Here is a 14,085-nt window from a genome sequence, read left to right as displayed (position 1 = left end):
CGACCGGCACCGGACCCAACCCGCGACGCCGGTGGACGCAGTCGGAATAGGAGACAAAACAATCATGTCCAACGAGGCAAAAAGCGCCTTACTCGCGATAGGTGTCCCGTTCGCCGGGGTCCTGGGGGGCATCGTCGCCCTGTCCGGATCCACGGCCACGGTCTTCGGAGTCCCCATCCTGTTCGCGTGGTTGTTCCTGTGGATGCCGCTCACCTCGCTCTGCCTCCATCTTGCCTGGAAGCTTTTCGACCGCAAGGACTTCGAAGCTGCCGAGCGCGCCGAATCGGCCGCTGAGAGCGCTCGGATCGGAGACCGGTCATGACCGCGGCCTTCTTCACCCTCGTGCTCGTCCTCGCCCTCGGGGCAGGCGTGCTGTCGCGGCGCGGCAGCAAGAAGGAGATCTCCGACTACCTGGTGGGTGGCCGGTCGTTCGGTCCGCTGCTGGTCTTCATCCTGGGAGCGGGTGAGGCGTACAGCATCGGCACCCTGATCGGGTTCCCCGGCGGCGTGTACGCCCACGGGGCGAGCTACGGCGTCTGGTTCATCGGGTACATCCTGCTGGCCTACCCGATCGGATACTTCTTCGCCCCCTACCTCTGGCGCGCGGGCAAGAGATACGGCGCCATGACGCTGCCCGATGTGGCCGGGCGCCACTTCCGGTCGCGTGGGCTGGAATTGACGATCGCCATCGCTTCGGTCGTATTCCTCATCCCGTGGGGTCAGCTTCAGCTCGCCGGGCTGCAGATCGCGCTGACCGGTCTGGGTATCTCCATCGACCCCACCGTCGCGGTATTCGCAGGCGCAGCCCTCGCGCTGCTGTTCCTCATGTTGTCCGGGGTGCGCGCCCCCGCATTCGTGTCGTACGTCAAGGACACAGCCCTGTTGCTCGGCGCCGTCCTGATCGGACTGGCGGCAGTGATCGAGACCGGTGGCACCGAGAAACTGTTCGCCGCGGCGGCCGCTAGTGCCGGCGGCTCGGCCTCACACTCCACGGTCACCGGGTCGTCACTGACCTTCGTACTGACGACGATCGTGTTCCAATCGGTCGGGTTCTTCATCTTCCCAATCATCGTGCAGGCCGTGCTCGCGGCGAAGTCCGAGGCGACGATCAAGCGGGTCGCCAAGTTCAATCCCCTGTACATGCTCATGTACCCGTTCCTCGTCGCCGCCGCCTTCGGGGCGATCACGCTGCTGCCGACGAAGCTCGAGGGCACGGAATCCGACCAGGTGCTCTTGCAGTTGTCGCGACAACTGTTGCCCGACTGGCTGACCGGCGTCGTCGCAGGCGGCGCGGCCCTCTGTGCGATCGTGGTGCTGTGCGGGGCGGCCCTCGGAATCGGCGCGATCGTGTCGCGCAACATCATTCCCGGGATCCCGGAGTCCCGCCAACGGGTCTGGGTGCGTAGCGTCGTCGTGGCGTACCTCGGTATCTCGCTCCTGCTCACCCTCGCGACACCTCAGCTCCTGCTGACCCTGGTCAACACGGCGTACTACGGCGTCACCCAGGCCGCGGTGGTCTTCGCGACGATGGTCTTCGGATGGAAGCTGCGGCCGGCCGCCCTCGCCATGGGCGTGGTGCTCGGCGACGTCGTGGTGCTGTGGCTGTATCTCGACAAGCACGGTCCCGTGTCCTTGTGGCTCGCCGAGCACGGAGTCAACCTCGGCGCGGCCGCCCTGGTCCTCAACATCCTCTTCGTGGTGTCGACGCGGGTGTTCTGGCCACCCACCGATCCCGTCCGTGGCCTTCGCGCCGACGGCCGAACGTCCGGCACCGCCGCGGGATCCGTGGCCGCACGCAGCGAAGTGGGTGCCTGATGTCCCGGACACTGCTCACCGCCGATTCGATTCACACGCAGGACCCGTCGTCGCCGAGCGTCGAAGCGCTGGTCATCGACGGAGCCGACGTGGTCGCCACCGGCACCAGGAAGGACATGGCCGACTACGCAGGCAGCGGGGCCCGCCGCCTCGACCTGCCCGGCGCCACGGTGATCCCGGGACTGATCGAATCGCACATCCACCCCACCTACGCCGGCCTCACCGACGGCTGGGCGGACTGCCGGACACCACCGTGCCGGTCGATCGCCGACATCCAGCAGGCGTTGCGTGCCGCGGCCACCGGCAGCGGATGGATCAGGGGGTGGGGTTACGACGACACCCAGATCGCCGAGGGACGGCATCCGACGAGGACGGATCTCGACGCCGTCAGCACCGACCGGCCGGTCATCGTGCTGCACATCTGCGGGCACTTCGCCGTCGCCAACACCGCCGCACTCGCGGCCGCAGGCATCGACGAATCCACGGTGCCGGTGGACGACCCGCTGTTCCCCCGCGGGGCCGACGGCCGTCTGACCGGGATGGCGTGGGAAATCGATGCGGTGGCGAGGCTCACCGCGGCGGTTCCCGCGCTGACCGAGCAGGAGGTCAACGGCGCCCTGCTTCGCAGCCTGCTGTCGGCGCGGTCGCGGGGCATCACCACCATCCACGATCTCGGGGTGGGTCTCTCGGCGGGCGAGCAGGAGCTGACCGCCTACCGCTCGCTGGACGCCTCGGGTGAGCTACCGGTGCACGTCGTCGGGTTCCTGCGCGGTGACATGGCGCTCGAGGCCCTCGACGACCGGGGAGTCACGTTCGAACACGCACCCGCGGCCGGAGCACGCTTCCGGCTGGCCGGCGCGAAGTTCTGGGCCGACGGGTCGATCCAGGGGCTGTCCGCCGCACTCCGCACGCCGTACGCGTGCGACCCCAACCATCACGGCGACCTGCTCTACCCGCAGGCGCAACTCGACGAGATGATCCTGCGGGTGCATCGCGCGGGCGGTCAGGTCGCCGTGCACGCCAACGGCGACGCGGCGGTCGGCGCCGCGATCACCTCGCTGAGGAGGGCGCAAGCCACCGACGGCCGGGTGGGACGGCACCGCATCGAGCACTGCCAGGTGAGCGCACCGAGCGACCTGGCCGCGATCCGGGAAGCCGAACTCGGGGTGAGTTTCTTCGTCAACCACGTCTTCTACTGGGGCGATCGTCACCGCGACCGGTTTCTCGGTGCCGAGCGCGCCGCCGAGATGGATCCCCTCGCCTGCGCCGACGAACTGGGGCTGCGATTCGGACTGCATTCGGACTGCCCGATCACCCCGATGGACCCGCTCGCGACCATCAGGACCGCGGTCACCAGGATGACGAGGGGCGGCACCGTGCTCGGCGGGAACCAGCGGATCGGAGTGGATCGCGCGATCCGGGCCATGACCATCGACAGCGCGTACCTGGTGCACGACGAGACCCGTGTCGGAACCTTGACGGCGGGGCGTCGTGCAGACCTGGTGGCGCTGGGCGGCAGTCTCGGGGATCTCGCGGACGGCACCACCGAAATACCCCGTCCCACAATGGTCATGATCGACGGAGAAGCGGCGGATATGCGGTAGTCCGAACGTAAGTGCCTCAGCTGAAACGGAACCCGTCCCCGCCGATCAGGCGAGGGCGGGTTCCGGCTACCGGCGGAAACTCCGGGTGAGCTCCCGGAGGCACTGAACGGCGGCTGGGCGGCGAAATGAAGTACGACGGGTGCCCCGGCGTGGCTGCGGTCGGCGACGGTCACGGGCCGGTGTTGTGGACCCGCAACCGATTCGATGGCGGCGCCGTATCTGGAGCCGGGCGGTCCAGCCCCTCAGCAGGTAACCCGCCCCAGCGGCCGCCGACAACTGCTGAGCATGCTCGCCCCCTCCCGAACGAGTCCGGTGAGGATCGCGGTGCCCTCGGTGGAGGATCTGGCTGACCGTCGTCGGTTTCGCGTCAACCCACCCGGTTGCGGCCCAGAATCCAGGTGTTGACGGTGCCGTCCCGTCGGTAGTCGAGCCGGTCGAGAACCGTGGTGGCGATGACGAGGCCGCGGCCGCGTTCGGCGAGCTCGTCTGGGAGTTCGATGGCTGTGAGGTCGACCGACACGGGATCGCCGTCGTCCTCGAACCGGGCTTCGATCCGGTCCGGCAGGGCACGGACTTCGAGTGTCATGGTCACACTGTCACCGGAAGTGTGCTCGATGATGTTCGCGGCGATTTCAGCGACAGCGGACTCGAACTCGATGCGCCGGGACACGTCCAGCGGGTCGTGCGCCCACAGGTCCGCGAGGAGTTCGTGGACCTCGTCCAGGCTTTCCGGGCGGGCGGTGGTGCGAAGCCGCCGGGAGAAGGAGCCGAGTTCAGCGGCCATCGAATGCGGCATCGACCGAATCGTGTGTTCGAAGTACACGATTGAGGTTGGTCAGCGCGAGTACGGTCTCGACTTGCTCGGTGGGCTGGGCGATGCGGAGGTCGCCACCGGCCTGTCGGGCGGCCTTGAGGCCGGCGATGAGTGCCCCGAGCCCCGAGGAGTCGATGAAGTCGGTGGCGCTGAGATCGACTACCACGCGGGTCGTTCCGCCGTCGACGACGTCGCGCAACAGCTCTCGCAGGCGCGGCGCTGCGACCATGTTCAGCCTGCCGGCCGGACGTACCACCGCCACACCCTCGTCCGTGGTACGGCTCTCGAACTCGATCATGCAGTTTCCTCCTGTCGGAATCCGCGATATCGGACCGCGGGGATGACGACACTCAAGATGACCAGGTCGAACGCGACCCAGAACAGGTTCACACCGACACCGAGGACGGAGATGTTCCCGAGCGCGAGATGAATCACGCCGATCACCGACGCGAGGACGAGTGCTGCCATCGCGATCAGCTGGTATCGCACCAAATACCACGGGGTCGCACCGTGTTCCTGCCGGGTCTTGGGCGTTACCGCGAAGCCCAGCGGCCGCGCTGCGTACACGTTGAGGACAGCGGTCCAGCACGCCTTGATCCAGACCGGGAAGAGGGCGAGGCTGTACTGCTGGCCACGCCAGGTGGGTGTGCCGCGGCTGACCACGAAGAACACCAGTTGGTTGAGGACGAGGAACGGGACGAGACGGCCGAAGAACTCCCAGCTGTATGCCTGCACGGGCATGACGCCGAAGACGAGATATATCACGGGTGCGGCGATGTAGACGACGGCGGCGAAGCCGGAGAGATAACTCCACATCGTCGCCCAGTACATCAGCCGCTGCGCGAGGGTGAGACCACGCTGCAGCAGCGGGTTCTCCCGGAACATCACCTGGATGGTGCCCTGCGCCCACCGCAGTCGCTGAGTCAGCATCGTGCCGGCGTCTTCCGGTGCCAGACCGTGGGCAAGGTTCTCGTGGTGGTAGGCGGTGCGCCAACCGAGTTCGTGCAGTTTCATGCACGTCGCCATGTCCTCGGTGACCGAGATGGTGGCCATCGGCAACACCGGCTGCGCCTCGTCGTCGCGGCCGACGTCAACCGCTCGGATCAGGGTGCGGACGGACTCGATCGCGCCGAGCGGCGACCATTCGCGTTCGGCCAGCCGTGCCAACGCGGCGTCGTCGAGTACCGCGACGGGAGTGTCGGTATCGTGCAGATCCGATTCCAGTGCGGCAATGGCCGCCAGGTCCTCGCGCATCGACCCGACGTCGGCGTCGACGATCCGGCGCGCGGCGGCGTCGACCCGCTGCTGGAACTCATAAGTAACGTCGGCGAGTGGTCGGTTGCCGCGGAGGGCTTCCCGTGCCGAGTGGACGGCCTCGGTGACATCATCGAGGGCGTCGGCGATCTCTTCCTGGTCCCCGTTCAGCTCGGCCCGAGCTTTCGTGACCACCTTCGCGGCGGTACGCAGTGCCCGATGTACGTCGCGTTCGACGGCTTCGACATATCCGGCGATGCCGAGCTGCATCAGGGCGTCGCGGCGCAGAACGGCGTTGGACCCGCAGAAGAAGGCGGCGTTCCAGCCGTCTTTGCCCTGTTGGATGGGACCGTAGAAGAGGGGGGCCTGGCTGCCGAGAGGATCGCTCGCGGTCACGTTCACGAAGTACTGCGGTGTCTGGACGATGGCCATCTTCTCGTCCCTGAAGTATCCGAGAGTGCGGTCGAGGATTGCCGGATCGGGTACCTGGTCGGCGTCGAGGACGAGAATGTACTCGCCCTCGGTGAGCAGGAGTGCGTTGTTCAGGTTGCCGGCCTTGGCGTGCCGGGGTTTGTTCGTCCAGGACGCCGCGCGGGTCATGTAGCGCACGCCGAGTTCGTCGGCGGCGTGGGCCAGTTCGGGGCGGTCACCGTCGTCGAGAATCCATGTGGTGTGTGGGTACCGGATCCGGTGTGCCGCGGCTGCGGTCGCGAGCACGAGGTCCTCGGGTTCGTTGTACGTGGTGATGAAGACATCGACGGTGAGGTCGGGCGGCGGCGGTGATGGCGTGGGCCGCTTCCGTAGGCGCCACATCGTCAGTCCGAACAGCAACGAGTCGATCAGACTGTAGGTTTCGGCGATCACCAGCGGCACGGCGATCCACCACGCCGGCCAGTTCACCGAGAACAGCCATCGCCACACGATGTAGTTGAGACCGAGCAGGGCGGTGAGGACGATGAGTATCCGGAGCCCGGCAAGTCGGATGGGCGACACAGGTGTCCTCCTCAGCAGTCGCGCCGTCGAAGCGCGACGACAGTGATGTCGTCGAGGGGTGCGGTGGCAGCGGCGAGGGTATGGACGGCTGCCAGCAGCTGCTTCGGTGACGGGTGCGCAGCGGCGAACGCGGGCACCGACTTCCATTCGCAGTCGGCGTCGTCGAGGTGGTCGAGCAGGCCGTCGGAGCAGATCATGAGCATGTCGCCGGGGTGCAGTGTGGTGTGTTGCGCCGTCCAGGAGTGGTTTTCGATCACTCCCAGCGGGAGTCCGGAGCTGCGAAGCGGTTCCACGGTGCCGTCGCGGCGGACGATCATCGCGAGACCGTGTCCGCCGTCGACATAGTCGAGAGCGCCGGATTCGACGTCGAGTGCAGCGTGGAACAGGGTCACGAACGTGCCGGTACGGTCGAAGTCGTCGGCGAGTTGTGCCGCCACAGCAGCCAGTGTGCGTCCGAGGTCGGGGCGATCATCGCCGTATCCGGCCAAGGCATGGGTGACGCCCCGCAACGCGGACCGGACCGAAGCCGTCAGGATCGCCGCGCCCAGGCCCTTGCCCATGACGTCGGCGAGGCTGAACATCGAGTACGGGCCGATCCGGTAATAGTCGTAGAAGTCGCCGCCGACCGCGAAGGCCTGCACGCACGACGATTCCAGGTCGTATCCCGGTAGGTCGATCTCCTGTCGAGGGAGAAGTTCACGCTGAATCCTGGCGGCTCGCTCGAGTTCGTCGGAGTGCTCGAGTTCGCGCTGCGCCCATTCGGCGAGTTCGACGAAAGCGGCCAATTGTGCCGAGTCGAGTCTGCGGGGCTCGGTGTCGTAGATGCAGAACGTCCCGACCGGGTGGCCGCCGGGCCCGTACAGCGGGTAGCCGGCATAGAACCGCACCCCGCCGTCCGCGGCAACCCCGGGCAGATCCGCGAACACCGTATCGCGACGCGCGTCCTCGAGTATCACCATCGGATCCTCCGGATGGTGATACGCCCGGGCGATCGTCGTCTCGCACACGGTCTGCGATCGCGGAATGTTCTGCATGTCGAGGCCCTGCGTCGACTTGATCCACTGCCGATCCCGATCGAGCAGCGACACCGCCGACATCGGAACTCCGAAGAGGTGACGCGCCATTCGGGTGATCTGGTCGAAACGCGCCTCTGGTGCCGTATCCAGGATCGCCAGCTGTTCGAGTGAACGAAGCCGCGCGATCTCGGTGTCCGCGGCAATGATCGGAATGTCCATGTCAGCGGTGTTTCCTCCCCAATGCGTCCGCCAGAGCGGCAGTCGATTCCGGCGTGCTCGTCAGCCGCCAGTCGGCTTCCTTGTCGTGATCGAACCATATGAAACCGGACACGTCGTCCTGCGCTGTGAGGAAGTCGACTAGCGTACCGATCCAGTCGGCCTTCGACCCACCGGCTTCGGCGCTGCCTACCTCGGTGACCAGGATCGGTTTACGCGGCGCCAGGTTCCGTAGTTCGTCCAGGCTCGGACCGAAAAGTTCGGCCGCTTCCACCCAGGTACTCCACGGCTGGGTCGTGCCCCAGTTGTATCCGTCTACGCCGAGAACGTCGACGTAATCGTTGCCGGGATACAGGTCAGCCATCGGACTGCTGCCTGTGAATACGACGTTCGGCGCCCACACCCACTTCACGTTGTCGGCGCCCTTCGATGCGAACAGGTCGTGGATGTGACGCCAGGCAGCAACATAGCTGCTCGGCTGCGTTCCCTGGGCCACACTCCACGGGTACCAGGTTCCGTTCGGCTCGTGGGCGAAACGGAGGTAGACCAGTGCGTCCCAGGTGATCAGTTCGTCCGCCCACCGGTACAGGTAGTTGTCGTGGACACCGGCGGCAATCGACGACAACGAGAATTCACTCGACCCGTACCGCCCCTCGTCGAGCCACCGCCAGGGTTCCCAGGTGATCACCGGCACGGCGCCGAGGTCCCGCACGGCCCGCAGGCCGGCGATCGGGGGCGGCGAGGTGAAATCGGAATACGACAAGACCACCGTCGGTGGTTCACCGACAATCTTCGCGACGCCTTCGAATTCCTCGACGGCCGTGGGGCCGCCCGGTGTGCTGACGCCGAACCGCAGGCAGGCGTGTACATCCAACGGGGTCATCGGCCCGCGGCACCCGGACTCACCACCCCCACAGGCGGACACCACGATCGTCACCACCACCGCAGCCAAGCACAACCGAACCACATGACGCCCCATTCCCATCACTCAACACGCACGTGCTGCCACACCATTACCCCGGTACAAAGCGGAACAGTCCCACTGACAGATCCGCAGTACCCGATGAAATCCTCGAGTCCCTCCCTCGACTCCGCGGATATCCCCCTCGTCGACACCACCCATTACAGGTGGTGTCGGCCCGACCACCGTGGGAACGTGTCACCCCAGAGCTACCAGCGCACGCAACTGTTCTCCGTGAGGCGCGCCAGGAACGGGCGCACCTCGTCGTTTGCGACGGGCCAGTATGTCAATTCTTCATCTCCTCCGTCTGATGTGGTACCCATCCCCAACGGATCAAGAAGTCACCATGACCAACCCCCCACGAGTTCGCCAACCCGACGACGGATCGGACGGACGCAACCTCACAGGTTGCGGCGTCCACGTGTGGCAGCCCCGAAAGACAAGCCACCTGCTGCGACCACGGTGAGAAGTCGACGTGCTGCGGCCCAGAGGCGACGGCCGGCGGCGGATGCGGCGCCAGTAGCCCTCAGAAGGCAACCGGTCTACTCGTCCTCCGATGGCGTCGCTCCGCAGGCGCACGATCCGCTGCGGGGCTGGAAGTCGTGCAATTGGGCCCGGAGGGCGGCGCGGGCTCGTTGGACACGGGATTTCTTGCCGGCCAACGAGATTCCCGACTCGCCGGACCTCGGGATCCTGTCCGTCAGCGGAAGATCGTCCACACCGCGGCGGCGGCGAGCGCCACCACGACCACGCACATCACGACCGTGAGGAAGTGTTCGTTGTCCGCGAGGAGTTGCTGCATGAGACTATGTGTGCGGTTTCGGCGCCGGTCGGAGCGAATCGACGAGCATCGACAACCCGGCGCTGATCAATGAGTGCCGGGGCCCCAACGGGTGAGGAGGCTAGTGCGCCTTGGCCGTTCCCTTCCTGCGTGCGGTTGTGTCAGGTCGTGCTTCCTGTGCGGATTCGTCGCCGGACTCCCCCGCCGAATCACTGGGCGTCGTGATCCGACGTTTGCGCAGTCTGTGCGGCTTCGCCTGTTGTTCTTCTTCGACCGCGGGAGACGAACGTCCGTCCACGTCTTTTCCGTGGTCCAGCGCCTCGTCGACGGTGGAATCTTCAGGGTCCCGCGGGTGGGCGTGCCCGCGACGGCCGATCGTCTTCACCCCGGCGACCAGGTGCCCGCCGCCTGCCACGACGTGCGCACCGCCCGACCGGAGGCGGTCGCGGAACGAATCGACGTGCTCGCTGCCGGCATCGGCCGTGGCGGCGGCCGTGTCGAGTAGCTCGTCCCGAAGCGAATCGCCGAGGTCCGCGATCTCCGGAGACGAGGCGAGGAACTCAGATCCCTGTGCGAGCAGATCCTCAGGCCCCTTGGGGGACCGTCCGCCCGCTCCAGCGATCTTCACGGCCATCTTCAACTGGTGTGTGCGCCCCAGTAGATATCCGGCGCCGACCGCTGCGGCAACCTCAACTTTGGCTTTGGTCTTCCTTATTTTCATCATCGAACCCACCTGCTGTGTGTCGTCGCCACGCACTGCGTCGGGCGTCGGGAGCATGCGGAACTACGGCGCGTCGATGCGCGCGAGGCGTATACCGTGACTACCCCGTGTGCCCGGTTCCCAATCGCCCGTCGAGGGCGCTGCGGTGCGCTGCCCGAGCGTGAGGCGGACTTGTCCCGCTGACTACGCGAAGCTCATGCCGGCCGGATCCCGACCAGACGGCGCACCGCCGCGAGTCCCGCGGGCGTTCCTGGCCAGTGGTTGTCGACTGCCGCCGGTCCCGCGCGGCAGGCCACCGACCGCAGTGCGAGCGCGACGATCACTGGATCGTCGGCACGATATTCCGGCCCATGCCTGACAGGGCGCGGCGCCGCACTCGTGACCACCACACCGACCAACCGACGCGGCACCCTCCGGAAATGCTTGGACCACCGATGCCTCGGATTATCTCCAGCAAAAGTATAGATTCACTCTTGTAATCGATAGAGATCAGGCGTGAATCGGACTGGGAAACTTCGGAGGGTTCGATGTCCGCGGATAGTCGGCCCCTCGACGCGATCCCGTCGAGGGCTGTACGGCATCTCGCTGGCCGCGGCGCTGTCCGGGTTCGGGATCCAGGCGCTGCGGTCAGCGGTGCCATCGCGTCGGTCCGATCCACAGGCCGGTTGCGGGTGGTCGTTGCGAGGGGGTGTCGATCACGAGGCCACGGATCCGGATCGGGGTGGTAGATGGGGTCGGGACCCGCGGGGGCCTCCGATACCGCCCCGGGGGTTCGGCCGCTGCCGGTTGCACATCCACCCGGCACGTGGCTGACTTGCCATGGGCCACGCGGAATTCGGGGTTGCGTAGCAGGGCGTAGGCGGTCAGGACCTGCTGAAGGCGCTCGTCCGCCGACGTGTCGGCCGGCCGGCCGGGTACACGGGTGTCGGGGTGGTGTTCGCGCAACAGTCGCCGGTAGGCGCTGGTGATCTCGGCCGGGGACGCCGCGGGGGACAGCCCCAGTACCAGATATGGATCCTGCTCGGTGGCCATCACCGCTTCCCTTTCGTGCGGTGCGGACGAGGAGGTGGTATCGGGCTCGGGGTGCCGGAACCACCAGGGTGGGACGGGCCCGACCCGCACGAAGGGCCCGCCCCGGCTTGTGACGATGTGGGTGGGCACTGCCCGCCCGAGACGGCCGACAGATTTCCGGATGCCAGTCAATGGCGGTGCGCCTCGATCCGACCATGACGATCATCGGATTCGTGGTCTGCGCAGTTCTCATCGGGTGGTCGGCGGCCGGGCGGGTTGCCCGGGTTCGCCGCGCCGCGTGGGAAGGAGATGACAGGTGAAGGAAGGCGGCAACGGCGAAGCCTGACACGTGCTCTCGTGTGGTTGATCACCCCTTTCGCGACTGTTCATCGGTGAGAGCGCATCGTTGCGGTCGGTCTTTCTCCGGCCTCGGTGGTGAGCGCTGCGTGGCCCGGATCTCGGGGACCGGTGGGATCGACACCGTCCACGACACCGAAGCGAGAGGGGATGGCCGCGGCGGAGCGGCCGGTGCGGTGGCCACCTGGTGGAGTAGGACCACGGCCTGCGGCGTGAGCGCGTCGGCGAGGAGTCGGTCCGAATCGGCCACGAGCAGTGCATATTCGAGTTCGTGCCACGGCCACACCACCTCGCGTTCGGTACGCTCCCCAATCTCGGTGGCGTCCGCCTCTGCAACCATGTTCGCCAATGTCATCTTCTGCTCACCCCCTCCCGAACCTTGTCGCCGCGGTCAGGCGCTGACGGCCTTCCTCTCGGAATGCCCACTGCTGATCTCGATCTTGCGGGGCTTGGCCTTCTCCGCGACCGGGATCGTCAACCGCAGCACCCCGGCGTCGTAGTTCGCCTCGATCCTGTCCGCATCGAGATTCTCACCCAGGAACAACTGCCGGCTGAACACCCCGCGCGGCCGCTCGGCCGCAACCATCTCTCGGTTCTCGTCCAGCGCGGGCCGTTCGGCGCGCACCGTCAGCGTGTTCTTGTCGACGTCCAGATCCAGCGAGTCGGCATTCACACCGGGTAGGTCGAACTCCACCACGAACCGGTCCTCTTCGCGCCAGGCGTCCATCGGCATCACCGCCGGACGAGCCGCGGTACCGAGGATCTGTTGCGTCAGACGGTCGAGATCACGGAACGGATCCGTCCGCATCAACATCGTGTCCACCTCCTGAAACCATCTCATTCCATCAGGTAAACTCCAGCAGATGCTGTAGATTTGGTATAGCATCTTCAGTAGGCAATGACAAGGGCCTGCGCGAGAAAATTCCCGATCGGAGCGACATGGCCGCAGAATCCGGGCGTGATGCCGACTTGCCCTCGGTACGTGGCGTTTACAGCATCTCGGTGGCCGCCGAGCTGTCCGGGTTCGGGATCGCAGCGCTGCGCCTGTACGAGGAGTACGGGCTGATCACTCCCCTCCGTACCGGCGGGGGCACCCGCCGGTACAGCGACCACGACCTGGCCCGGCTCGAACGCGTCGCCGAACTCATCGATTCCGGAGTCAACCTCGTCGGCATCGGCCGCGTCCTCGACCTCGAACACCGCACCGGCGAACTCGAACGCGACAACCGGCGCCTGGCCGCAGACAACGCCCAGCTCCGCGCCGAACAAACCCCCGCCACCGAGACCGACCCAGACGCCACCCACCTCGGAGCCGACCCAGACCAGCCGGCGAGCCCGGCATCGGAGACCACCCGAACCGATCACCCACGACGTCAGGCCGGGCAGCGTCCGCGCCGGCGGGAGAGCTCCCCCCAGGCACGGGCCACCGGCGAACGCGGACATCACTGACACCGTCGGACCAGGTCCGGACAGTTCTGTCTCGACGATCGCGGCACTGCGGACGTCGCTCTCGCACTGGCTCGAGCGCCCCGGCGATCTGCGCCACCGTCTGCCGACAGCTTCGGAAACCGAACCCCATCCACGATCAGTGCCGAGAGCGGGACTGCTCGTCGGTCTGCATAGCCGGCACGGCAGCGAACGCGGTGATCAGCAAACCCAGCAGAAGCAGCACATTCATCTTGTCCCCTGTTGTGTCAGCGCGGACCTATCTGGTGGACCGGTCGGCGGTCGTCGGCGTACATGGCTTCGATCCTCGCTTTGATCTCCGCGGTGCTCATGCCGCCGCTGCGCCGCACCGGCGGCCGCGAGGTGGGCAACTCTGCGGCTACCGCGATGCGCTAGAAATTAGGACGTGAACTCAGAGCAGGTGTTCGATGGGGATCCGCAGCGGGTGGGCAGCTTCCGCTTCCTCCTGGACGGGCAGCGGTGGGAATGGTCCGATGCCGTCGCCCGGATGCACGGCTACCAGCCCGGTGAGGTCACACCGACCACGAAACTGTTGCTCTCCCACAAGCACCCCGAGGACCACCCGCACGTGGCGCGGGTCCTGGACCGGATGATCAGCGCCGCCGAACCGTTCAGCAGCAGACACCGCATCCTCGACACCGCCGGCGAGATCCACCAGGTCGTCGTCGTCGGGGACCGCCTGTGCGACGACACCGGTGCGGTGATCGGGACGACCGGGTTCTACATCGACCTCACCGACTCCTACCGCGACGAGGTGAACGAGTCGGTCGACGAGGCGGTCGCCGAGCTCGAGCAATCGCGGGCGGTGATCGAGCAGGCAAAGGGTGCGTTGATGCTGGTCTATGGCATTCCCGCCGACCGGGCGTTCGATGTCCTCGTCTGGCGGTCGCAGGAGACCAACACCCGGCTACGTATCCTCGCGGAACGGATCGTCGCCGGGTTCAGTCAGTGTGAGACCGGAGCGGGTCTGCGCACCCAGTTCGATCGCCTGCTCCTCACCGCCCACGAAGGAGCCCGACGCCCGGTGTAGACGGCCGTCGCGGCGGGGTGGTCGGCCTGACCGATGATTTTTCGC

The 14,085-nt window shown here is 66.7% G+C and carries 14 protein-coding genes; 5 read left to right on the top strand and 9 right to left on the bottom strand.

Features of this window, described 5'->3' with window-relative positions; genetic code table 11:
- Window positions 1–64: 64 nt before the first annotated feature.
- Genes PSR88_RS18180 through PSR88_RS18170 form a run of 3 tightly spaced genes read left to right on the top strand, consistent with a single transcriptional unit; the run spans window position 65 to window position 3,419 of the window.
- Window positions 65–322 (top strand): DUF3311 domain-containing protein, encoded by a 258-nt coding sequence (locus tag PSR88_RS18180; protein WP_009476654.1) that lies wholly within the window; start codon window positions 65–67, stop codon window positions 320–322.
- Window positions 319–1,815 (top strand): sodium:solute symporter, encoded by a 1,497-nt coding sequence (locus PSR88_RS18175; protein WP_011596193.1) that lies wholly within the window; start codon window positions 319–321, stop codon window positions 1,813–1,815. Before PSR88_RS18180 ends, PSR88_RS18175 begins: the two co-directional genes overlap by 4 nt.
- The gene (locus tag PSR88_RS18170) at window positions 1,815–3,419 is read left to right on the top strand and encodes an amidohydrolase (protein ID WP_009476652.1); all 1,605 of its coding nucleotides are present in this window, start codon (window positions 1,815–1,817) and stop codon (window positions 3,417–3,419) included. The genes PSR88_RS18175 and PSR88_RS18170 overlap by 1 nt, the downstream gene beginning before the upstream one ends.
- A 367-nt stretch (window positions 3,420–3,786) precedes the next feature.
- Here the strand turns inward: PSR88_RS18170 and PSR88_RS18165 are convergent, their stop codons facing one another.
- The 9 genes from PSR88_RS18165 to PSR88_RS18125 form a co-directional block, all read right to left on the bottom strand.
- Window positions 3,787–4,203, bottom strand: coding sequence for an ATP-binding protein (locus tag PSR88_RS18165; protein WP_016884754.1), 417 nt, complete (start codon window positions 4,201–4,203; stop codon window positions 3,787–3,789).
- Window positions 4,193–4,531, bottom strand: a complete 339-nt coding sequence (locus PSR88_RS18160; RefSeq protein ID WP_007298666.1) for an STAS domain-containing protein — start codon at window positions 4,529–4,531, stop codon at window positions 4,193–4,195. The genes PSR88_RS18165 and PSR88_RS18160 overlap by 11 nt, the downstream gene beginning before the upstream one ends.
- Entirely contained in the window at window positions 4,528–6,480 is a 1,953-nt protein-coding gene (locus PSR88_RS18155; RefSeq protein WP_016884755.1) for a glycosyltransferase, read from the bottom strand. The genes PSR88_RS18160 and PSR88_RS18155 overlap by 4 nt, the downstream gene beginning before the upstream one ends.
- 11 nt (window positions 6,481–6,491) lie before the next feature.
- Window positions 6,492–7,715 (bottom strand): PP2C family protein-serine/threonine phosphatase, encoded by a 1,224-nt coding sequence (locus PSR88_RS18150; RefSeq protein ID WP_016884756.1) that lies wholly within the window; start codon window positions 7,713–7,715, stop codon window positions 6,492–6,494.
- A gap of 1 nt (window position 7,716) precedes the next feature.
- Complete coding sequence (locus tag PSR88_RS18145) at window positions 7,717–8,595, bottom strand: glycoside hydrolase family 26 protein (protein ID WP_016884757.1); 879 nt, start codon at window positions 8,593–8,595, stop codon at window positions 7,717–7,719.
- A 980-nt stretch (window positions 8,596–9,575) separates the two neighbouring features.
- The gene (locus tag PSR88_RS18140; RefSeq protein ID WP_029539751.1) at window positions 9,576–10,178 is read right to left on the bottom strand and encodes a hypothetical protein; all 603 of its coding nucleotides are present in this window, start codon (window positions 10,176–10,178) and stop codon (window positions 9,576–9,578) included.
- A gap of 624 nt (window positions 10,179–10,802) precedes the next feature.
- Entirely contained in the window at window positions 10,803–11,207 is a 405-nt protein-coding gene (locus tag PSR88_RS18135; protein ID WP_016884761.1) for a J domain-containing protein, read from the bottom strand.
- Between the two features lie 346 nt (window positions 11,208–11,553).
- A complete protein-coding gene (locus PSR88_RS18130; RefSeq protein ID WP_011596184.1) occupies window positions 11,554–11,898 on the bottom strand; it encodes a hypothetical protein in 345 nt (114 codons plus the stop codon).
- Between the two features lie 36 nt (window positions 11,899–11,934).
- A complete protein-coding gene (locus PSR88_RS18125) occupies window positions 11,935–12,357 on the bottom strand; it encodes an Hsp20/alpha crystallin family protein (RefSeq protein ID WP_011596183.1) in 423 nt (140 codons plus the stop codon).
- A 125-nt stretch (window positions 12,358–12,482) separates the two neighbouring features.
- Here PSR88_RS18125 and PSR88_RS18120 point away from each other — a divergent pair, with 125 nt between their 5' ends.
- Both PSR88_RS18120 and PSR88_RS18115 read left to right on the top strand, forming a co-directional pair.
- Window positions 12,483–12,992, top strand: coding sequence for a MerR family transcriptional regulator (locus PSR88_RS18120; RefSeq protein WP_011596182.1), 510 nt, complete (start codon window positions 12,483–12,485; stop codon window positions 12,990–12,992).
- A gap of 403 nt (window positions 12,993–13,395) precedes the next feature.
- A complete protein-coding gene (locus tag PSR88_RS18115) occupies window positions 13,396–14,040 on the top strand; it encodes a PAS and ANTAR domain-containing protein (RefSeq protein ID WP_020476869.1) in 645 nt (214 codons plus the stop codon).
- Window positions 14,041–14,085: the final 45 nt, after the last annotated feature.

This window comes from Rhodococcus sp. DK176 (assembly GCF_038447315.2).
In the GTDB taxonomy this organism is placed as follows: Bacteria; Actinomycetota; Actinomycetes; order Mycobacteriales; family Mycobacteriaceae; genus Rhodococcus_F; species Rhodococcus_F jostii_A.
This window is presented reverse-complemented; position numbering and strand designations above follow the sequence as displayed.